This is a genomic window from Paenibacillus sp. P4_A9, from assembly GCF_056402415.1.
Genome location: NZ_JBFUHL010000026.1, coordinates 54,107 through 75,108, shown reverse-complemented (window position 1 = coordinate 75,108; position 21,002 = coordinate 54,107). Strand labels below are relative to the sequence as shown.

At 47.6% G+C, this 21,002-nt stretch carries 22 protein-coding genes, 2 tRNA genes, 1 rRNA gene and 1 riboswitch; of the genes, 19 read left to right on the top strand and 6 right to left on the bottom strand.

Going from position 1 to position 21,002, the window contains the following annotated elements:
* Positions 1-142: 142 nt before the first annotated feature.
* From rrf to AC1DVJ_RS17410, 12 genes are all read left to right on the top strand, one after another.
* Positions 143-259, top strand: a 5S ribosomal RNA gene (gene rrf / locus AC1DVJ_RS17465).
* Between the two features lie 139 nt (positions 260-398).
* Positions 399-1,604: a putative glycoside hydrolase gene (locus AC1DVJ_RS17460; RefSeq protein ID WP_477592505.1), complete on the top strand. Its 1,206-nt coding sequence runs from the start codon at positions 399-401 to the stop codon at positions 1,602-1,604.
* Positions 1,605-1,768: 164 nt separating this feature from the next.
* Positions 1,769-3,226: an IMP dehydrogenase gene (gene guaB, locus AC1DVJ_RS17455; RefSeq protein ID WP_477592504.1), complete on the top strand. Its 1,458-nt coding sequence runs from the start codon at positions 1,769-1,771 to the stop codon at positions 3,224-3,226.
* Between the two features lie 131 nt (positions 3,227-3,357).
* Positions 3,358-4,725, top strand: a complete 1,368-nt coding sequence (locus AC1DVJ_RS17450; RefSeq protein WP_477592503.1) for a D-alanyl-D-alanine carboxypeptidase family protein — start codon at positions 3,358-3,360, stop codon at positions 4,723-4,725.
* 120 nt (positions 4,726-4,845) lie between these two features.
* Complete coding sequence (gene pdxS, locus AC1DVJ_RS17445) at positions 4,846-5,727, top strand: pyridoxal 5'-phosphate synthase lyase subunit PdxS (protein ID WP_477592502.1); 882 nt, start codon at positions 4,846-4,848, stop codon at positions 5,725-5,727.
* Positions 5,727-6,305: a pyridoxal 5'-phosphate synthase glutaminase subunit PdxT gene (gene pdxT, locus AC1DVJ_RS17440; RefSeq protein WP_477592501.1), complete on the top strand. Its 579-nt coding sequence runs from the start codon at positions 5,727-5,729 to the stop codon at positions 6,303-6,305. Before pdxS ends, pdxT begins: the two co-directional genes overlap by 1 nt.
* A 91-nt stretch (positions 6,306-6,396) precedes the next feature.
* A complete protein-coding gene (serS, locus tag AC1DVJ_RS17435) occupies positions 6,397-7,677 on the top strand; it encodes a serine--tRNA ligase (protein WP_477592500.1) in 1,281 nt (426 codons plus the stop codon).
* Positions 7,678-7,761: 84 nt separating this feature from the next.
* Positions 7,762-7,846 (top strand) — tRNA-Ser (locus AC1DVJ_RS17430).
* A 48-nt stretch (positions 7,847-7,894) separates the two neighbouring features.
* Positions 7,895-8,218, top strand: a complete 324-nt coding sequence (locus AC1DVJ_RS17425) for an S-layer homology domain-containing protein (RefSeq protein ID WP_477592499.1) — start codon at positions 7,895-7,897, stop codon at positions 8,216-8,218.
* 120 nt (positions 8,219-8,338) lie between these two features.
* A complete protein-coding gene (locus AC1DVJ_RS17420) occupies positions 8,339-8,686 on the top strand; it encodes a hypothetical protein (protein ID WP_477592498.1) in 348 nt (115 codons plus the stop codon).
* Positions 8,687-8,706: 20 nt separating this feature from the next.
* Positions 8,707-8,862 (top strand): hypothetical protein, encoded by a 156-nt coding sequence (locus AC1DVJ_RS17415; RefSeq protein ID WP_477592497.1) that lies wholly within the window; start codon positions 8,707-8,709, stop codon positions 8,860-8,862.
* A gap of 17 nt (positions 8,863-8,879) precedes the next feature.
* Positions 8,880-9,050 (top strand): small acid-soluble spore protein P, encoded by a 171-nt coding sequence (locus tag AC1DVJ_RS17410; RefSeq protein WP_477592496.1) that lies wholly within the window; start codon positions 8,880-8,882, stop codon positions 9,048-9,050.
* A gap of 266 nt (positions 9,051-9,316) precedes the next feature.
* Here AC1DVJ_RS17410 and AC1DVJ_RS17405 read toward each other — a convergent pair whose 3' ends face one another.
* The 5 genes from AC1DVJ_RS17405 to AC1DVJ_RS17385 all read right to left on the bottom strand — a co-directional run bounded on the left by AC1DVJ_RS17405 (position 9,317) and on the right by AC1DVJ_RS17385 (position 13,014).
* Positions 9,317-10,507 carry a hypothetical protein gene (locus AC1DVJ_RS17405; protein WP_477592509.1) on the bottom strand — a complete coding sequence of 397 codons (1,191 nt, stop codon included), beginning with the start codon at positions 10,505-10,507 and terminating at the stop codon, positions 9,317-9,319.
* Positions 10,507-10,983, bottom strand: coding sequence for a hypothetical protein (locus tag AC1DVJ_RS17400; RefSeq protein WP_477592495.1), 477 nt, complete (start codon positions 10,981-10,983; stop codon positions 10,507-10,509). Before AC1DVJ_RS17400 ends, AC1DVJ_RS17405 begins: the two co-directional genes overlap by 1 nt.
* Positions 10,980-11,507 (bottom strand): sigma-70 family RNA polymerase sigma factor, encoded by a 528-nt coding sequence (locus AC1DVJ_RS17395; RefSeq protein ID WP_477592494.1) that lies wholly within the window; start codon positions 11,505-11,507, stop codon positions 10,980-10,982. Before AC1DVJ_RS17395 ends, AC1DVJ_RS17400 begins: the two co-directional genes overlap by 4 nt.
* A 124-nt stretch (positions 11,508-11,631) precedes the next feature.
* Positions 11,632-12,837 carry an MFS transporter gene (locus AC1DVJ_RS17390; protein ID WP_477592493.1) on the bottom strand — a complete coding sequence of 402 codons (1,206 nt, stop codon included), beginning with the start codon at positions 12,835-12,837 and terminating at the stop codon, positions 11,632-11,634.
* 103 nt (positions 12,838-12,940) lie between these two features.
* Positions 12,941-13,014, bottom strand: a tRNA-Arg gene (locus tag AC1DVJ_RS17385).
* A 158-nt stretch (positions 13,015-13,172) separates the two neighbouring features.
* Between AC1DVJ_RS17385 and AC1DVJ_RS17380 the strand changes: the two genes are divergently transcribed.
* The gene (locus AC1DVJ_RS17380) at positions 13,173-13,670 is read left to right on the top strand and encodes a DUF1648 domain-containing protein (RefSeq protein ID WP_477592492.1); all 498 of its coding nucleotides are present in this window, start codon (positions 13,173-13,175) and stop codon (positions 13,668-13,670) included.
* 8 nt (positions 13,671-13,678) lie between these two features.
* On the opposite strand, the gene tadA is transcribed toward AC1DVJ_RS17380, so the two are convergent.
* On the bottom strand, positions 13,679-14,116 hold the full coding sequence (gene tadA, locus AC1DVJ_RS17375) for a tRNA adenosine(34) deaminase TadA (protein ID WP_477592508.1): 438 nt from the start codon (positions 14,114-14,116) through the stop codon (positions 13,679-13,681).
* A 274-nt stretch (positions 14,117-14,390) separates the two neighbouring features.
* A riboswitch (cyclic di-GMP riboswitch) is annotated at positions 14,391-14,477 on the top strand.
* A 119-nt stretch (positions 14,478-14,596) separates the two neighbouring features.
* On the opposite strand from tadA, the gene AC1DVJ_RS17370 reads away from it, so the two are divergent.
* The 6 genes from AC1DVJ_RS17370 to AC1DVJ_RS17345 all read left to right on the top strand — a co-directional run bounded on the left by AC1DVJ_RS17370 (position 14,597) and on the right by AC1DVJ_RS17345 (position 20,854).
* Positions 14,597-15,331, top strand: a complete 735-nt coding sequence (locus tag AC1DVJ_RS17370; protein ID WP_477592507.1) for a PilZ domain-containing protein — start codon at positions 14,597-14,599, stop codon at positions 15,329-15,331.
* A 78-nt stretch (positions 15,332-15,409) separates the two neighbouring features.
* Positions 15,410-16,510, top strand: a complete 1,101-nt coding sequence (gene ychF, locus AC1DVJ_RS17365) for a redox-regulated ATPase YchF (protein WP_477592491.1) — start codon at positions 15,410-15,412, stop codon at positions 16,508-16,510.
* 33 nt (positions 16,511-16,543) lie between these two features.
* The gene (gene prfA / locus AC1DVJ_RS17360) at positions 16,544-17,608 is read left to right on the top strand and encodes a peptide chain release factor 1 (RefSeq protein WP_477592490.1); all 1,065 of its coding nucleotides are present in this window, start codon (positions 16,544-16,546) and stop codon (positions 17,606-17,608) included.
* Positions 17,608-18,501: a peptide chain release factor N(5)-glutamine methyltransferase gene (gene prmC / locus AC1DVJ_RS17355; protein WP_477592489.1), complete on the top strand. Its 894-nt coding sequence runs from the start codon at positions 17,608-17,610 to the stop codon at positions 18,499-18,501. The genes prfA and prmC overlap by 1 nt, the downstream gene beginning before the upstream one ends.
* A gap of 150 nt (positions 18,502-18,651) precedes the next feature.
* Complete coding sequence (gene spoIIR / locus AC1DVJ_RS17350; protein WP_477592488.1) at positions 18,652-19,458, top strand: stage II sporulation protein R; 807 nt, start codon at positions 18,652-18,654, stop codon at positions 19,456-19,458.
* A gap of 316 nt (positions 19,459-19,774) precedes the next feature.
* Complete coding sequence (locus AC1DVJ_RS17345; protein WP_477592487.1) at positions 19,775-20,854, top strand: L-threonylcarbamoyladenylate synthase; 1,080 nt, start codon at positions 19,775-19,777, stop codon at positions 20,852-20,854.
* The last annotated feature ends 148 nt before the right edge of the window (positions 20,855-21,002 follow it).

Here is a 21,002-nt window from a genome sequence, read left to right as displayed (position 1 = left end):
TGATAGGTTCGAGGTGGAAGTGCGGCAACGTATGCAGCTGACGAATACTAATCGGTCGAGGGCTTAACCAAAATTCCTAAGAATATTACTTTACGTGAAGTTTCGTATCTAGTTTTCAAGGCGCAAACAAACGCTTTGACTGTTTGGTGATGATGGCGGAGGGGACCCACGCGTTCCCATCTCGAACACGACCGTTAAGCCCTCCAGCGTCGATGGTACTTGAACCGCAGGGTTCTGGGAGAGTAGAACGTTGCCAAGCAGTATAGGGATCTTTTGGCGGAGCCAAAAGTCTCTCAGCTCTGTAAGAGTCTTTCTGGATTTTTTCCAGAAAGACTCTTTTTTTTGTATCTCTAAATGTTGCTTTTTTAACCATACTAATCCTACGAGGAGGGATGACGATGAGGACAACAAGCAGCATGAGATGGATCAATAGGGTATGTCTTTGTTCGTTAGTAACGCTGATGATGAATGGTTGCTCAACCAAAATCGATGAAGTGAAGGAGGACACAAATCCACTTCACTCCTTAAGTCATGTAGGAAGCATTGGGCATGCGTCCAATCAGGAACCGAAGAAGATGCCGGTCGTTGCGGCAACGCCTTCTTTTCAAAAGCCTGCTAAACCACCGATCGTAAAAGGTATCTACGTTTCCGCCTGGTCCTCCGTAGGCAACAAATTTGAGCAATTAATTGAGCTGGTAGAACGTACGGATTTAAACGCGATGGTGATTGATGTCAAGAACGACTCCGGTCAGGTGACTTATCCCTCAGCAGTTCCTTTGGTCAATGAGATCGGGGCGAATAGCCACGTCATTATACAAGATATTAAAGCGAAACTGCAAAGATTGAAGCAGAAGCATATTTATACGATTGCTAGGCTTGTCGTGTTTAAGGATCCTTATTTAAGTAAGAAAAAAAGTACGTATGCTATGAAAAATAGAGACGGAAGTGTCTGGAAGGACGCGAAGGGAATCTCTTGGGTAGATCCTTTTAAAGGAGACGTATGGGACTATAATATTCAAATCGCGAATGAGGTAGCTACTCTGGGGTTCGATGAGATTCAGTTTGATTATGTGAGGTTCCCGGAGAACGGGCAGAAGGTGGATCGAGAGGTTCTTTTTGATAACCCGCAGAAGCTAAGTAAGGCGCAGGATATCGCAACCTTTCTGCATAAAGCGAAGGAACAGATTGGTGATAAGGCGTATATTTCCGCTGATGTGTTTGGTTTAACAACGTCCTTACCAAATGATATGGGCATTGGGCAAGACTGGGCGATGATCAGCAAGGAGGTTCATTTTATTTCTCCGATGCTGTATCCTTCACACTACACGACCGGGATTTATGGGGTTAAACATCCAGATTTGCAGCCATATGCGATCATCCATCAAGCCATTAACGACGCCAATTGGAAAAATCGTCAGTTAGAACGATCCAATAGTCAGGTCGCACAGATCAGACCCTGGTATCAGGATTTTACGGCCACATGGGTGAAGCCTCATAAGAAGTATGGTGCCCTTGATGTAAAGGAGCAGATTAAGGCGGCGAAGGAGCAAGGGGTTGAGCAGTTTTTGTTATGGAATCCAAGCAGCACATATTCCTATCGTTAACGAAATTGACTTATTCGAGGTGAGGGGGGGCTGCAGGCTCGTCCTTTTCCTTGACACCAAAAATAGGCTTTTGTTAAGATTGCAATCATATACGAATGAATGAGCAGAAGCTTATGAATCAAGCTTTCTTCAGATAGAGGGCTTTAGGGAGGACATGGTACGCTGTGAGAGAAGACAAGTTTGGCAAAGAAGGCTTAACATTTGACGATGTATTGTTAGTGCCGAGAAAGTCTGAAGTGTTCGGTAAGGAGATCGACGTTTCAACGCAACTGGCACCTGGAGTGAAATTAAATATCCCTTTCATTAGCTCCGCTATGGATACCGTGACGGAGTCTGCCCTAGCGATTGCAATGGCCAGAGAAGGCGGTATCGGAATTATTCATAAGAATATGTCCATTGAGCTTCAAGCTGAGCACGTTGACCGTGTGAAAAGGTCAGAAAGCGGCGTTATTACAAACCCGTTCTCATTAACGCCTGAGCATCATGTCTATGACGCAGAAGAGTTGATGGCGAAATACCGCATATCAGGTGTTCCGATAGTGAATGCGGATAACCGTTTGGTTGGTATTTTGACGAACCGTGACTTGCGTTTCGTTCATGACTATTCCATTAAAATCAAAGAAGTGATGACACAGGAAGGGCTTGTGACAGCGCCAGTTGGAACGACGCTACAGCAAGCTGAGGGCATCCTTCAGAAGCATAAGATTGAGAAGCTGCCTTTAGTAGACGAGAATTTTGTTCTAAAAGGGTTAATTACGATTAAAGATATCGAGAAGGCGATTCAATTCCCTAACTCGGCGAAGGATGCACAAGGCCGCTTACTTGTAGGCGCGGCTGTTGGTGTATCTAAAGATGTGTTGGAGAGAGCGGCAGCGCTTGTCACAGCTGGTATTGATGTTATCGTCGTGGATTCCGCGCATGGACATCACATTAATATCGCAGAGACTGTGAAGAAGCTGAGAGCCCAATATCCAGAACTGCCGATTATTGCAGGTAACGTAGCAACAGGTGACGGTACGCGTGATTTGATCAAAGCGGGAGCGTCCATGGTGAAAGTTGGGATCGGTCCTGGATCGATCTGTACAACGCGTGTTATCGCAGGGATTGGTGTGCCGCAGGTTACAGCGATTTATGATTGCGCGCAAGCTGCTGCTGAGTTCGGCGTTCCGATCATCGCAGATGGCGGTATCAAGTACTCTGGTGATGTGGTTAAAGCTATCGCGGCAGGGGCGAGTGCGGTTATGATCGGTAGTCTTTTTGCAGGGACGGATGAGAGTCCGGGTGAGTCTGAGATTTTCCAAGGACGGAAGTTCAAGGTTTATCGCGGAATGGGCTCCTTAGGCGCAATGAAGGAAGGCAGCAAGGATCGTTACTTCCAAGAGAACGAGAGCAAGCTAGTGCCAGAAGGTATTGAGGGTCGTGTGGCTTATAAAGGACCTATGGCAGATACGGTGTATCAACTGGTGGGCGGACTTCGTTCAGGTATGGGGTATTGCGGCGCGTGCAACATTCAAGAACTCATTCATGATACGCAATTCGTACGTATTACGGGTGCAGGATTGAAAGAAAGCCATCCGCACGATATCCAAATTACGAAAGAAGCACCGAATTACTCGATGTAAATTGTCACAATGCGGATAAAATTGGAGGCGTGGGAGTTGAACCCACGTTTTCTTTTTTTTGTCTAATACAGTGTGTTACAATATAACGTGTCATATCGGTTATCCAAACATCATTTAGGGAGAGTGAAATTGTGAGATTTTTACGTTTTACAAAGAAAAAGGTTGCTTTGGTGTTAGGTGTTAGCTTAATTGCTCAATCCTTACTTTTACATATACAACCAACCTATGCAGCATCGCCTTCTCCTTCGGCTACTCCAAAACCTGCTGCGGTGACAACACCTGCGCCTAATGCAGGAACAACGCCTGCACCTGCACTGAATGAACCGCAAGTAGCAGCGAAATCTGCGATCATCATGGAGGCTAGCACCGGGGCAGTATTGTATCAAATGAATGCGGATGAGGCCTTCCCTCCAGCGAGTATGGCGAAGATGATGACGGAGTATTTGGCGATGGAGAGTATCAAAGAGGGCAAATTTAAGTGGGACTCACCCGTGACAGCCAGTAAGAATGCGGCAGATGTCATTGGTTCCGGTCAATTGATTGCCGAGAATGAAACTCTGACGTTCAAAGATATGTTCAATGCGATGTCCATTTATTCCGCGAATGATGCTTCTGTGGCCTTTGCCGAATTACTAGGTGGGACGGAAGAGAATTTTGCGAAAATGATGAATGACAAAGCTAAACAGCTTGGAATGTCCGATAAGGCACATTTTATTAGTGCGACAGGACTTTCACGTGCTGATCTAATCAATCCGCCGGCTTCCATTGAGGGTGAAACCAAGATGACCGCTCGCGATGCGGCGATTCTTGCTTATAATATTTTGAAGGATCATAAAGAAATTCTGGAGTTTACGAAAATTCCATCGTTGAAGCTAAGAGCAACGGACAAGGCTCCTATGATCAACTGGAACTGGATGCTGGAAGGGAATTCCACGAATACGAATTTTAAAAAATATGCATATACAGGTTTGGATGGGTTGAAAACGGGTTCTACGGATGATGCAGGCTACTGCTTCACAGGAACGGCTGAACGTAACGGCATGCGTATGATTACGGTTGTTATGGGCACCAAGACTGAACCAGAACGGTTCAATGAAACGCGTAAGTTGCTGGACTATGGATTTAATAATTTTGAAATGAAACCTTTCTTGAATGCGAAACAACCGATAGATTCTTTGAAAAGTGTGAACATTAAGAAGGGTGTACAATTGGAAGTACCTCTTGTTACGAAAACAGGCCTAACTTTTGTTGCTAGAAAAGGCGCGAAAGACACTGATTTCGTTGTAACAACTGAGTCGGTTGAAGAGAGCAAGCTAGTAGCTCCGATTGCGAAAGGCGATACACTTGGTAAAGTAAAAGTAAGTTACAATGGTCAAGAAAAAACAGTAGAACTAATTGCAGATGGGGATGTTGAAAAAGCTAGTTGGATCCGGTTGCTGTTCCGCTCCATTAAAAACTTCTTCAGCGATATGTTTAAAGGGATTAAAGGCGGCTCTTAGGCCAGAAAATGGGTTGTATATTACCCCTCCTTCATGTAAAATTGTTGTTTAGAAGTTTATTATCGAATCGTGTAGGGAACTACACCGAAATTGCATAGAAGCTATAGGAGGAAATAAAGAATGGAAACAGGAACTTCCCGCGTTAAAACAGGTATGGCCGAAATGCAAAAAGGCGGCGTCATCATGGACGTTATGAACGCCGAGCAAGCTAAAATCGCAGAAGCAGCTGGCGCGTCCGCTGTTATGGCACTTGAGCGTGTACCTGCAGACATTCGTGCTGCTGGTGGCGTATCCCGTATGGCTGACCCAACAATTGTTGAAGATGTGATGAGAGTTGTATCCATTCCAGTCATGGCGAAAGCAAGAATCGGACACTTCGTTGAAGCTAAGATTCTTGAATCCCTAGGCGTTGACTATATCGATGAGAGTGAAGTACTAACACCTGCGGATGAAGTATTCCACATCAATAAACGTGATTTCACCGTGCCTTTCGTATGTGGTTGCCGCGATCTTGGTGAAGCTTTGCGTCGTATTGGTGAAGGTGCATCCATGCTTCGTACCAAAGGTGAGCCAGGAACAGGTAACATCGTTGAAGCAGTACGTCACATGCGTACGATTCAAGGTCAAATTCGTAAAGTTCAAAGCATGTCTTTGGACGAGTTGATGTTCGAAGCCAAAACGCTTGGCGCTCCTTATGAGCTTCTATTGCAAATTCACCAAACAGGTAAATTGCCTGTTGTTAACTTCGCAGCTGGAGGTGTGGCTACACCTGCTGATGCAGCGCTTATGATGCACCTTGGCTCTGACGGTGTATTCGTTGGATCTGGTATTTTCAAATCCGACAGCCCAGAGAAGTTCGCGAAAGCGATCGTTGAAGCGGTAACGCACTACACAGACTACAAAATGATCGCCGAAATCTCCAAAAACCTAGGTGCCCCTATGAAGGGAATCGAAATTTCCAAGCTTCAAGCTTCCGAGCGTATGCAGGAGCGCGGCTGGTAATGACGAAGATTGGGGTTCTCGCGCTGCAAGGCGCGGTAGCGGAGCATATTCGTGGTATTGAAAAGGCGGGCGCGGAAGGTGTCGTTGTCAAACGCACCGAGCAGCTCGCTGAGCTTGATGGCATGATCCTTCCTGGCGGGGAAAGCACGACGATTGGCAAGCTCATGCGTACGTATGGCTTCATCGATGCACTGCGTGATTTCTCCGCGGCAGGCAAGCCGATCTTCGGCACCTGCGCAGGGTTGATTGTCATCGCGAAAGAGATCACCGGACAGCCAGAAGCTCATCTTGAGCTGATGGACATTACGGTGGCTCGCAACGCGTTCGGTCGTCAACGCGAAAGCTTTGAGACAGACTTGCCGATTAAAGGCATTGACGAGAACGTTCGCGCGGTATTCATTCGGGCCCCACTTATCGAAAAGGTGGGACCGGATGTGGATGTTTTGGCCACCTATGACGGCCAGATCGTTGCCGCGCGGCAAGGGCATCTCCTTGCGGCGTCGTTTCACCCAGAGCTGACGGATGATTTCCGTCTGCACAGTTATTTCTTGGACATGGTAAAGCAAAGTCAGGCATAATTAACGGTTCAAGCACCCCGAGTAAGCCGGACTGCCGGTATGGGTGCTTGCTTCCATATACAAACCATTTTGCGCTAACGGAGGAATCTCCTTGTTTGATGTAAAGTTACTTCGAAGTGATTTAGCAGCTGTACAAGCTGCCATGCAAAACCGCGGCAAGCAGATCGAGGAGCTTAATGGTTTCACAGAGTTAGATGTGAAGCGCAGAGAGCTGCTGCAAGAAACTGAGCAATTGAAAAACCGCCGCAATACCGTTTCCCAAGAGGTAGCGGGACGCAAAAGATCCGGTGAAAATGCGGATGAGCTGATTCAAGAAATGAAAGTGGTCGGAGACCGCATTAAAGAGCTGGATGACGAGATTCGGATTTTGGACGAGTCGTTACAACAAGTTCTTCTCTCCATCCCGAATATGCCGCATGCTAGCGTCCCTGTGGGCCGTACAGAGGAAGAGAACGTGGAAGTCCGCCGCATCGGTGACATTCCATCGTTCGATTTCGAAGTGAAGCCGCATTGGGAAGTGGCACAGGACCTAGGCATTCTGGATTTCGAAGCAGCGGCGAAGGTAACCGGCTCGCGTTTCGTGTTCTACAAGGGCTTAGGAGCTCGTCTAGAGCGCGCATTGATCAACTTCATGATGGACTTGCACAGTGATGAGCATGGCTATGAAGAAATGCTGCCTCCTTATATCGTCAACCGTGACAGTCTGACAGGTACCGGACAGCTTCCGAAGTTTGAGGAAGATGTGTTCAAGCTGGAGAATTCGGAATATTTCCTAATTCCAACAGCGGAAGTACCGGTCACGAATTACCACCGTGAAGATATTCTAACGAATGAACAGCTGCCGGTTAACTTCGTGGCGTTCAGTGCTTGTTTCCGTTCGGAAGCAGGATCCGCTGGTCGTGATACACGGGGCTTAATCAGACAGCACCAATTCAACAAAATTGAGCTTGTAAAGCTTGTGAAGCCCGAAGACTCCTACGAGGAGTTAGAGAAGCTTACAGGGCATGCTGAGCGTGTTCTACAGCTCTTGCAGCTGCCTTACCGCGTGTTGTCTCTCTGCACAGGCGATATTGGTTTTACATCAGCGAAGACGTACGATCTAGAAGTATGGCTGCCTAACAGCGGTGCATACCGAGAGATCTCGAGCTGCTCGAATTTTGAAGACTTCCAAGCGCGCAGAGCGAATATTCGCTTCCGCCGCGATGCGAAGGCGAAGCCAGAATTCGTCCATACGCTGAATGGGTCAGGCTTAGCGTTGGGCCGAACAGTGGCTGCGATTCTTGAAAATTACCAACAAGCGGATGGTTCGATCGTGGTTCCAGACGTGCTTGTTCCTTACATGAACAATGTCAAAGTGATCACGAAAAAATAAGCACTTGCATCGAGTATCGATTATGTGCTACAATGCTTTTTGTCACTGCACAAGGTCGTCTCTCTAATCAGAGACGCCTATCGTGGAGAGGTGGTCGAGTGGTTTAAGGCAGCGGTCTTGAAAACCGCCGAGGTGCAAGCCTCCGTGGGTTCGAATCCCACCCTCTCCGTAGCCAAGGTAATACCTAACCAAAAAGTCATGCGATTCTCGAAATCGTGTGGCTTTTTTTGTTGTTATTTTAAACGGAACAGCGGAAGGCCAATTCTTGCCAAATGCGCAAATTAATCGTGCCGATTTCACTCTGACTCTTGCTCGTATGGCTGGCGTGAACCTCAGCGCTTATAAAGCGTCTAGCTTCCGTGATGTGAAGGCAGACGGCTATTATGCCGAGTCTGTACAATGGGCAGCAGAGAACGGCCTTTCAAGCAGTGTAAGCGAGGGTGTGTTTGCACCAGCTGCAAACATATCGCGTGAGCAAATAGTTACGATGGTGGCCGCGGCCAGGATGCTGGGTATGCTCCTGCAGCAATTCATTAAATAATCAGATGCAACTAGCACTTACCCCTGGACACGAATTCGATTCGTATTGGGGAGTAGGTGTTTTTTTACATGGATAAAACACGGGCGGCTTCCGCATTTTAATCATGTGGAGGTGTTACCTATGAGCAAATCAGATAAGCCTAGCGTGGATCAAGCTGAACTCGTGAAAGAGTGGGTGAATGTCATGCCCACCGTGTTACAACCTGCCGATCAAACAAGGGTATGGGCAGATGAGGGCGATGCGGATGCCATCCGTGTACACATTATGACGGCGGGGCATACCGGCTATTCATTTGATTTTAAAGTGACGTATGTGGATGCCAGAGAAGTGAAGGTTGAGCTAACCGATGTACAGCAAGGAACCACGCATATTGACGAACGCGGCGACGTCGTACAGTCGTTAATCGATGATTACGTGCGTCATATTCATGAGTGTGCGCAGGCTTTGCAGAAGGTCACCAACTCTTAAGTAAGAAGGAGGACACCGTGATGACGAAGCAAAAGAGTCCCGATAAAAATCTGCAAAATGCGGCCAAGGATTTGGAAACGAATGCGGTGAATAGCCATAATGCGCAGCAAATTCAGCAGAAGGTCAATGACCATCGGCATCAAGATGCTCTAAACCACGAAGGAACTAACTCGTAAGAGGAGGATGAGGACCTATGTCTAAACAGAAATCATATTCCGCAGGCGATAATCTCGTTAATAATGGTAATGTAAAGAACCGGAACAATGAGGGCGGTAATCAGGAGCCCTTATCTGGTTCTAAGAAAGTGAAGAATCGAAATCATCAGGGCGGACACGCTGCGGAAGGCCATGGACACGGCGGATAAAGGGCACCGAAATTTTTTTAATAAACAATGATTAAAAATCTGTAAACGGGTCATACTATATTTGTCGGCAAGCAGAGAGGTGTGGTTCCGTTGGAGCAATTAGCGAAAGCGAAACATCCGTTGCAAAGAGGACTTTTCTACCTGTTATAATCAGGCTGGAGGGCGATGTGCTAAAGACACTTACCGTGTTTTATACGCAGATTTAACTTAGGTTTACGTGTAACTGGTTCAAAGAAATATCATCAATGCCGACGAAAAAAGAACCCTTAGGGGTTCTTTTTTTCTATGTCTATAAAGTTGTCTGGCGTGGGATAAGTAGCTGGAGAAGCGGGTTCAGGTTTAAGCTGCTGCTTACGATACATTAACAATCGAATGCCGCCTCCAATGAGGAGAAGGGCTACAATCAGCGTTTGACTGAAATTGTTGATTAAATACATATAGTTCCGCGAAGCKGGTAGAAATTGATACAGGAATTGTACGAAGACATCACTGAAGATATAATAGGCACCTAATACGATCAAAATGACCCCTATCGAACGTTGGTAGGCTGTCCAGTTTTCGACGAGAGGCTTGTCGGTCAGAGTGCCATTTTCATACTTAGAAATGCTCTGCAAGGCATCGAAAAAGCTAAAGAACCACAGGATCGGGATCAGAAAGAAGAACAGAGAGAGCCGCAGTACATCCAGCACATAAACAGAGAATAGGAACACAGCCATCAACTGAATACCGCGTTTGGTCATGGATAAGTACAGGTGAGCCGCGCCAGGGAAAATGGCAATAATCGTGGCTAACGTCCGATTCTTACGTCCATGCTCATCACGTTGGAAATCTTCAAACATACTGCGATCTACGAGCTCAAGTCCGGCTTGCTTGCGATCTAGCTGCTTCAATGCATCGAACATAGTGTAAAACCAGAGCACCGGCAATGCCAACAGGAAAACGATAAAGCCTTCGTTATGCGTTAGAATGGTGATGAAGAACACGAGAATGGCGATCCCGAAGAAGGTGACCATTGCTGTAAGGCCTCTTTGCATCAGTCCAAGCCGGTAATGGCCAACGCCTGGAATGAAGGAGAGCATGAGAATCTTGGATCTTTCTTGTTTTTCCGCTAGTTGAGCATAGTAGGAGGCGGCATCCCGAGATGGCATCCCCTCTTCTGGTGGATAAGGCCCATAATAAGCTGGATTCGGTTGATGATAGGCTGATGGAACAGGTGCAGGGGAACGCAGTAAATAGATGATCATATCCACCATATTCGCAATCCACGTGAGGGCAATAGGGATGAGAAGGATGACAAACTCATCATCATGTGAAGCAATGCCTAGAAAGAGGACGAAACAGAGTCCGAAAAATAGGCAGCCGTATAGAAAGCCGCGTCCCATACGGTTCATGTACAAATGACCTGCTCCGGGTATAAAGGACAGTAGGAATGCAGCAAGACTGCTTTTGTTAGGCATCAAGGTTGAAGGCCTCCTTCTTTGTGTTCATTTTGTAAGGTGTCTAGCCACGTAAGTGTTTTATTAACGATGTGATCGGAAATTGGAACTTGGGCTTCAAGGGAGGAGGGCGCTTCTAGAGGAGGAGCGGGCTTGAAGGCACCGAATGTTCCTAATTCCTGCGACAAGCCATGGAAAAAGCCAGTTGCTACAAGCACCAGCGTCGCGGCAGCGGCAATCCCATAGTGGAACATCGTCGAGCGATACCATGTAGGTTTCGTTCCTACAGTACGGGCTATAATACCTTTCATGTAAGTTTCTGTGTCCTCGACGTCTACGATCGGTAGTGTTGCTGATCCCTCTATGCAGGTCATGTAGATCGCTAAACAGGCATCACAGCGATATAAATGATTTTCCATCTCGTCATATGCTTCCGACGACAAATGTTCCTCGATATACTGCATCCATTCCTGCTGGTTATAGTGTTGAATTTTCATCGAAACTCCTCCTCCTTCCAGTGATTTCTCACCCATTGCTTGGCCCTGTACAGCTTAGATTCCACCGTTTTAATGGTAACACCTTGGGCATTGGCGATATCTTGATATGATTGATGATGAATATAATAGGCCAGTAAAACATCCTGGTAGTTCGTCGGGATTTGGTCGAGCTTCTGACGGACGAATTCGGTCGTTTCTTTGATCAAAACCTCATGCTCCACACCGTGCTCCGGATGAGGGGGGCCAGTGGACGAGATAGCCGTCTCTAGTTCGGCGACGATGTCTTCCTTACGCCGACTGGACGCGCGCTTGAAATCAATAGCTCGATTCACAGCGATCCGGGTCATCCAAGTTTTCAAGCCTTTCCTTTCATACTGAGGGAGAGAGAAGTAGATGCGGGTCCAAACCTCTTGGGACAAGTCTTCGGCATCCTTCTGATGACGAACAATCGTAAAGATCGTCTGCAAAATATACGGACGATACCTTGTAATCAGCTCACGGAATGCCGCTTCATCGCCTTTCAATATGCGATCAATTAATATGTGCTCCTCAATATGCTTCTCCTCCTCTCCGCATGAATAGACGAAGCTTGCCTACCTTACCCCTGCACGTTGATGAAAAAAGAGCGAATCGCGAGATTCGCTCCTGTTATTGCGCAATCGTAGATTGGTTAGCCGCCAGTGGCTGTTTCCGAACTGAGCTTTGAACGAACAGATAAGAGAGCAGTGCACTGAAGGCACCGAGTACGCCGAGTACAATAAAACCTTGATTGAGCGAGAAATAGTCGCCAATGATGCCCATAAGGACAGGTCCAATGAACATACCGAGTCCATAGATCGCTTGGAAAAAGCCCATCGCCGTCGCCCGCTTATCCGCAGGCATATGCTTGATGCTCATCCCCATGAGCAGAGTGAACGAAAGCCCTCGTCCAAAGCCGGCAAATGCTTGTGTAATCATGAGGAGCCAAAGATGATGCGTGAACGGAATCGTAAAGGTGAATATACCCATGAGTAGAAAGCCCACTACAACCATCCGTTTCTCCCCATAGCGGATCGACCATCGTCGTCCGCCGAACAAGGAGGCAAGCGCTACAGGGACGTTAGCGAATAAAGAGAGCAAGGAGAGCGAGAATTTGTCCGCGCCAAGCTGCGTCGCATACACAGGGGTAAAGCCGAACACCGTAGCGAAGATGAGCACCTGCGACAGAATAGCGAGCAGCGAAACGAATAACAATGTACGATCTGTCGCCACGTCTCCGATCCCGCGCAGGGTGATTTTGGGCGCGTCTTTTTCTACCTTTTCGATAAGGAAAAAGGAACCGACCATGCCCAGTATGCCAAGCACCGCACCTAGAATGAACACAGATTCCCATCCGAGCTTGTCTGCTGCCCATCCCGCACTAAGTATGCCGAGCACCTGACCAAGGGAGTTAAAAAAGGAGATCGTTCCGATCGCCTTCGTAGACTCCTCGTGCTTGTAGTAGCTCGTGAAAAGCACCGTAAAATCAACCCAAGTCGCTGCGGCTGCCCCTGCAAGTGCCCTAAGAATTAAGATCCAAGTAAAATCGTGCGTGAACCATAGGCCGAGTCCGGTAATGGCCGTGAAGAGTAGACCGAAGGTGATGAACAGTCTTCTTTTATGAAATCGATCCGACATAATGCCTACGGGTATGCGTAGCAGCATCTGTGAGATGCCATACATGCCGACAATCCAGCCAGCCAGCTGGTGGCTTCCCCCGAGGAACTCCACGTAAGGCGCCATGATCGGAACGCTAGTGTACATCGACATCCAGAAAAGCATAGTGACCACGCAGAAGAGCGGGATCCGATAGGATGAAATAGAGCGAGTTGTCATCGGAGTGCGGACTCCTTTCGAGTGTGAGTACATAACAAAGAAAGGGATTGCCAACCTGCGTTGAAATCCCTTTTTTAACGTATTTATGTCTAAAAGAACTGTACGCGCCCGATACGATTCGAACGTACGACCTACAGTTTAGGAAACTGTTGCTCTATCCTGCTGAGCTACGGGCGCATAGTATCGTCATTCTAACACGAGATGTTTTGGAGGTGCAACCATTTTAGCCCATTGCATGGAAGAGATTTCATTCGAGCAAGGAATGTAGATTGTGAATAAAGAATAGAATAAGCATTCATCATAATTCATTTAAACCCTATAAAAGAAGGTGCCACTTGGAGAATCGTCCCGTGATTCAACTTCCCAGATCCAAAGCTGAAGCAGTTCTTGATGTTATCTCTCTGTTAGTGATCGTAAGTATGATCGCTTATGTAGCTTACGAATGGCATGCCTTGCCAGAGCGAATTCCGTTGCATTTTAACGGTAAAGGGGATATCGATGGTTGGGGGAATAAGATGAGTTTGATTGCCTTACCACTCATAGGCGTTATCGTCTATTTTGGCTTGACTCTCCTAAGCAAGGTCCCTCATGTATATAATTATCCATCCCAAATTACGACCGAGAATGCCCGTGGACAATACCAGAATGCTCGTTTATTTATGAATAGTTTAAAAGCGTTGATTGTAATTCTGTTTGGCTTTATTGAATGGTCCGTTATCCAAAGTGCTAAAAAGGGCATCGCTGACCTTAACGTATGGATCCTGGGCTTCCTGCTGCTGATGCTGTTTGGCACAATTATTTTCTTCATCGTACGTTCGATCCAATTAAAGTAAGGAAGGCTTTAAGCCTTCCCCCGTAATTTGCGAAAAAACTGTGTCAACATCGTGGAACACTCCTCTTGCAAAACGCCACTAACTACATCGACCCGGTGATTGAACCGGTCCTCCTGCAGCAAGTTCATCAACGTCCCCGCACAGCCTGCCTTCGGATCTACCGTTCCGTAAATCACCTGAGGAATACGTGCTTGAACGATGGCACCTGCGCACATTGGACAAGGCTCCAACGTCACATAGAGCTGGCAGTCCAGAAGACGCCATGCCTGCAAATGCTCACTTGCCTGCTTAATCGCAATCATCTCCGCATGCGCGAGAGGATCTAAGGTTGTTTCGCGTAAATTATAACCGCGGCCAATGATTTGACCTTGATGGACGACGACAGCGCCGATCGGCACCTCACGGATCGCTTCGGCCTTCAATGCCTCGCCGATCGCTTCTCTCATCCAGGGAATATGTTCATCCACAGGGGGACACCTCGCAATAATAGTCTATCCACATGTGTATAAATATCCGAACAAATATTCGTTGTTAACAAGCTGTGGATAACAATGTGGATAACTTGTAAACCTGTGGATATTCATTCCACTACACATTCATACAATAAAAACAGGGCTCATGCAAGGTTTTAGTTGAAAGAAATATCTAAGCTACGTATAATGGTGATAACAGTGGGTCTTTTAGACCATAACGATGAACGTACATAAATTTCAAAGCAGGGTTCGACAATGGCAAACTTGCTGAAAGGCAAGGACGCAAAGCTGAGGGTCTACGGTTCTTAGGAACTATGACAGCCTGGTTACCGAAAATCGATGCTTTATTTGATTGAGGTGATAGGCTGTCCCTTTGTATGGGGCAGTCTATTTTGTGCGGAAAAGCTCTTGGGAATCCATCAGTAATCACTAAAGGGAGAGGTGCTGGTGAGCATGGCCATGAAGCAGGATGCTTTAAAGCGGTATGGGAGTAAAGAAGGATATGATGCGGATGTATTGATCAATTGCCGGGCTGTCGTAGGGAAGGATGATTTCGTATCTACGGGTATTCTGACCTATGCTCAAGGGGACATTATGGAAATTGAACTACCGGAATATGATGTGTTCCAACTTGGTGATAAGGTGAAGATTACGATGTATACCAAATCAGGGCTATTCGTCGTGCATACGACCGTTGTTGCCAGAGAACCAGGTTCGCTCATTGTCATAAATCCACCTGAGAATCGCAGAAGATTCGCGGAGAAGCGGGAATTCCCAAGGGTCAATGTGAGAAGATTCGGTCAGATCCTTGAATTTCAGAATGCCAATCAAAAGGAGCCCCAACAGTTAGAAATCCCTATAGATATTTCAATCAAAAATATTTCGATGAATGGTGTTGGTTTTACGATAGACGACAATGCCATGATTGATAAGATTCTACATAAAAAATGCACACTTTTCGTGCAATTAGAGTTGGGCTTCGATATGCCTTGTCAGTTGGAAATTATAAGGAAAGAAAAGCTAGAGGACAGCTATTATTATGGTGCTAGTTTTGAAAGCGTTCCCGCTGAACAAAGCAATGCGCTGCGCGGTTTTATTTTGCGGAATCAGATCAAAACGTACTTCGTGCAAAAGCGGGATGACGAGTTCAAAATAGCAATGGAAAAAAAGTCTGCGGCGAATCGATAGCTTGCAGGCTTTTTTTTGCCCTCCAAGTACTATATAATAAGAAGGATGATTTTCGAAAATTAAGGAGTTGTAACGACAATGGCTTTGAAAGCAGGTATCGTCGGTCTACCGAACGTAGGAAAATCGACATTGTTTAATGCAATTACACAGGCGGGGGCAGAATCTGCGAATTATCCGTTCTGTACGATCGATCCGAATGTTGGGGTAGTAGAAGTACCAGACGAGAGATTGCAGAAGCTGGTGGAAATCGTTGTGCCTAAGAGTATCGTGCCGACGGCCTTCGAATTCGTTGACATTGCGGGTTTAGTTAAGGGTGCGAGCAAAGGCGAAGGCCTTGGAAATAAATTTCTAGCACACATCCGTGAAGTTGATGCGATTGTGCATGTTGTGCGTTGTTTTGAGGATGATAATATTACTCACGTTTCTGGGAAAGTCGATCCGATTGGTGACATCGAGACGATTAATCTTGAATTGATTTTGGCAGACATTGAGTCGGTTGATAAAAAGATCGAGCGTTCACGCAAAAACCTCAAAGGCGGCGACAAAAAAGTGGTTGCTGAGGTTGAGTGTTTGGAACGTATCAAAGAAGCCTTATATAACGATATGCCAGCACGCAGCTTGGATTTGACGGAAGATGAGCGCCTGCTAGTTCGCGATCTTCATTTGCTAACGATGAAGCCAGTGCTCTACGCGGCAAACGTGAGTGAAGATGAAGTTGCAACAGCGGACGACAATGCATACGTTAAAATTGTGAAGGAATTCGCTGAAAAAGAAAACAACGAAGTCGTTTCCATTAGCGCGAAGGTTGAATCCGAAATCGCTGAGCTGGAAGAAGAAGAAAAAGCAATGTTCCTGGAAGAGTTGGGACTTCAAGAGTCCGGCTTGAATAGATTGATCAAAGCAGCTTATAGAAAGCTAGGCTTGTACACGTATTTCACAGCTGGCGTTCAAGAAGTTAGAGCATGGACGATTCGTAAAGGAACGAAGGCTCCGCAAGCGGCGGGTGTGATTCATACCGATTTCGAACGTGGATTTATTCGTGCAGAAGTAGTTTCTTATGCGGATTTATCAGCTGCAGGATCGATGGCTGGTGCGAAAGAAAAAGGGCAAGTTCGCCTTGAAGGTAAAGAGTACGTGGTGAATGACGGCGACGTTATGCATTTCCGTTTCAATGTTTAATTGTTAACAAAAATAAGAAAGGAGTGATCCCCTATGTTGGATCGACTTCAGTCCATTGTGGACCGCTATGAAAAACTAAGCGAGTTACTGTGTGACCCGGATGTAACGAGTGATACGAAGAAGCTTAGAGAGTATTCCAAAGAGCAATCTGATCTTCAGGAAGCTTACGATGCTTATAATGAGTATAAGAGCGTGAGCGAACAGCTAGCTGAAGCGAAAGTAATGCAGAACGAGAAGCTGGATGATGAGATGCGTGAAATGGTCAAAATGGAGATCGATGAGCTTAGCGAGCAATCCGCTAAACTGGAAGAACATCTCCGCATCCTAATGATGCCGAAAGACCCCAACGATGATAAGAATGTCATCGTGGAAATTCGCGGAGCGGCAGGCGGCGATGAAGCCGCGTTGTTTGCAGGCGATCTCTACCGCATGTATACGCGTTATGCGGATGGTCAAGGATGGAGAACGGAAATTCTCGATGCGTCCGTCAATGATTTGGGCGGATTTAAAGAAATTATTTTCATGATTACGGGTAAAGGTGCTTATAGCAAGCTCAAGTTTGAGAGCGGTGCGCACCGTGTTCAACGTATTCCAGTAACGGAATCCGGTGGACGGATCCACACCTCCACGTCGACGGTTGTTGTTATGCCGGAGGCAGAAGATGTGGAAATCGTGATCCACGATGCGGATATTCGCGTAGACACATTCTGTTCTAGTGGAGCGGGTGGTCAGTCCGTTAATACAACGAAATCCGCTGTGCGTGTAACGCACGTACCAACGGGTATCGTCGCAACTTGTCAGGATGGTAAATCGCAGAACTCCAATAAAGAGTCAGCGCTACGTGTACTTCGTACGCGGATTTCCGATAAATTGCGTGAAGAAGAAGAAGCGAAATATGCTGGCGAGCGTAAAAGTAAAGTAGGAACGGGCGACCGTTCAGAGCGTATTCGTACCTACAACTTCCCGCAAAGCCGGATTACCGATCACCGTATCGGTTTGACGTTGCACCGTTTGGAAACTGTGTTAAACGGCGATATGGCGGAAATTGTGTCAGCATTAACGATTGCTGCACAATCCGATGCCTTAGAGGCGATGTAATGACGACTGCGAACATGAGTGTGAGAGAAGCCTTTGTGAAGGCTTCTTCTTTTTTAGGGGAGCAAGGCGTCGCGGAGGCTTCGTCTTGCACGGAGCTATTGCTGCAGCATCTCTTAGGTGGCTGCAGTCGGACCGAGCTGCTGTTCCGATGGTGGCAAGAACCGATGCCTGAAGAGCTGGTCACCACATGGGACCAGCTAGTTGCAAGGAAGGCCGCGGGTGAGCCGGTGCAGTACATCACCGGCGAACAGGATTTCTTCGGCCTTCCTTTTGCGGTGGGGCCAGCCGTGCTCATCCCGCGGCCGGAGACCGAGCTGCTCGTGGAGGCGTTGCTCCACGAGGGCTCGCGTCTGTTCCCGCAAGGCGCTCCGCTGCTTGCGGATGTGGGCACCGGGAGTGGCATCATCCCGGTGACGATCGCGCACGCGCGCCCTGCGTGGCGCGTGGCGGCCAGCGACATCTCCGCGACAGCGCTGGAGATGGCTCGCTTGAATGCGCAGCGCCACGACGTGGCTGCGCGGATCGAGTGGCTCGAGGGTGACCTCCTCGAGCCTTATATTGAGCGCGGGCTCGCGCCGGATATCGTGGTGTCGAATCCACCCTATATCCCAGATGGCGACCTGCCGACGCTGATGCCCGAGGTGCGGCTATTTGAGCCGCACACAGCACTGTTCGGCGGTGTCGAGGGACTCGACCTGTACCGCCGTATGGTTTCGCAGCTGCACCGGCTGCCGCGAATCCCGACCGTGGTCGGGTTCGAGGTGGGCATCGGGCAGGCGGAGGCGGTTGCGGCGTTGCTGCGCGCCGCCGCAGACTGGACGGAGATCCGCTTCGTACAGGATCTCCAGGGGATCGATCGCCATGTAATCGCGATCCGCTCTCCAGAGCTGTAGCCGATGCTCCGAGATCGGCTAGTTCTTTCTATCAGATGCGGAAACTCTATCAACTCTATCATTTTGCAAAAAATCATAGATTACTAGGTTTAGCCCCGCCTACTCTTGTCCATACTGGCTAGTATGAAGACGGGAAAGGGGCTACTCTCCATGGTTAAGAGAACAGAGCGCCAATCATTTAAGAGTTTATTATTCATTTCTTTTGCACTTATTCTTATGATTATGTGTTGGGAATCCAATCGGACGAACGCGGCGGTTATTTCGCCTACAATACCAGAGGAGTCCATTCGTTTGCGTATTCTAGCAAATTCGGATTCTGCGCAGGACCAAGCACTGAAACGCGAGATTCGCGATGCAATTATTGCTCGTATGCAGGAGTGGGTTGTTGGACCACATTCCTTGGACGAGGCAAGAGCCGTCGTGAGCGCGCATTTACCTGAATTCGATAAACTCGTTGGAGAAATGATTGCGTCCCGCGGATATAACTATCCACATAAAGTTGATCTCGGAGTTGTCCCTTTTCCAACCAAAATGTACGGAAATGATGTATACCCAGCAGGGGACTATGAAGCTTTGCGTGTTGTGATTGGTTCTGGTGAAGGCCAGAATTGGTGGTGCGTGCTGTTTCCGCCGCTATGCTTTGTTGATTCCGTATCGGGCGAAGCCGTAGCATCTGCTGCAGTTGTCGTGGCCAAAACGACAGATGAGAATGGCAAGGAAAAAAAGCCAACCAAAGAAACTAAGATTAAAGCTAGCGAAACAGCGCCTGCCAAAAAGAAAGATGATGCTTCAGATAAAGATAAATCAGCCTCCACATCCACGGAGAAATCCGTGAAGAAAGAGAAGGACGCTGAGGTTGTGGTAGCAGCAGCAACGCCTTCCGACGAGCCAACTAAACCGAAAGTGAAATTCTTTATCTGGGAAATGTTTAAGGCGATTTTCTCATGGTTTAGCTAGTAGATTATACCTCTGCAGCTAGTTTAAGGCCGAGAACCATCTACCATGCATGCAAATGTGCATCAATTATTAATGATTCACGAGGATAGAGAGCTAGTTCCTGCGATAGTGCAGTAATTTACATAAATCTTAGGTTTCCATAGTAAATTTCCGCTAAAATCCTGCCTATTTGCAGCATACTCCTCTGGATGAGCGGTAGAGTGAGAAATTGCTGCACTTTTGCAGAATGTAAACGACGGAGTCTATAAGCGGCTTGTCCGCAGTACGAATGAGTGGTGCGAATGGGATATTCCCATTGAATTTCAACGAAGTAAGGATGAGAATGATCGTGACAACGTACTGGAACGTGGACCAAGGCGATGAGAACACCATCGCACAGCAACTCGCACAAGCAGCTCGGCTTCTACAAGAGGGGGAAACGGTCGCTTTTCCAACTGAAACGGTGTACGGGTTAGGTGCGGATGCGACGAATACGAAAGCCGTGGAACATATTTTTACGGCAAAAGGAAGGCCCTCTGACAATCCTTTAATTGTACATATAGCTGATGCGAAGCAGATCCCAAGCCTTGTTCAGCCAGACAGTCTCACCCCCGAGCATCAAGCTCTTATGAAGGCTTTCTGGCCCGGGCCCTTAACCATTGTGCTACCTGTTATTGCAGGTAGCCTTTCGCCGTTAGTCACAGCTGGTTTGCAAACGGTCGGTATCCGCATACCGGATCATCCGGTTGCCTTGCATCTGCTGCGAGAAGCGGGGCTGCCTATAGCAGCGCCAAGTGCCAATAGCTCGGGCAGACCGAGCCCGACACTAGCCTCGCATGTGCGTGATGATTTGGACGGCAAGATTGGCGGTATAGTTGACGGTGGTGCAACGGGTGTTGGCGTGGAGTCCACGGTTATTCAACTTGTAGATAGCGAGTTATATATACTGAGGCCGGGTGGCGTGACGGCTGAGCAGCTGCAAGCGGTTTTGCCAGATATGCGTATTCATGTGTCTGAGTCGATAGAGGTAGAAGCCTCGGACACCCCTCGCGCTCCAGGTATGAAGTACACGCATTATGCGCCGAAGGGCTTTATGCACATCGTTCAAGGAGATAACGAGCAGCAAGTCTCAGCATGGATTCAACGTGATATCGATGCCGCGAAGCTGCGGGGAGAGTCTACGGGAGTTCTCACTTTTGAAGAAAGAGTAGAGCACTATCGGGCGGATCTCGTTCTCGCGTGCGGCTCCTTATCACAGCCAGAAACGATAGCTCGGGAGCTTTATGCCGCTCTGCGGACTTTTGATCATAAAGGCATTAGCTATATTGTCGCAGAAGGTGTTCCGGATTCAGGTATTGGCCGTGCGATTATGAATCGACTGCTGAAAGCAGCGGGTCATGAGCGGATCCGTCTCTAACATATAAGATTTAATAAGTTTCACGCACTAAATTGTCTTATATTTCTGGATAAACGCTACCGACCAAGTAGGACGGAGTAGCCGTTTATTGTGACTAGCATGATTCCCAGTTTGTCCGCATATCTTGAGAAAGAATCGTGGACAAGGG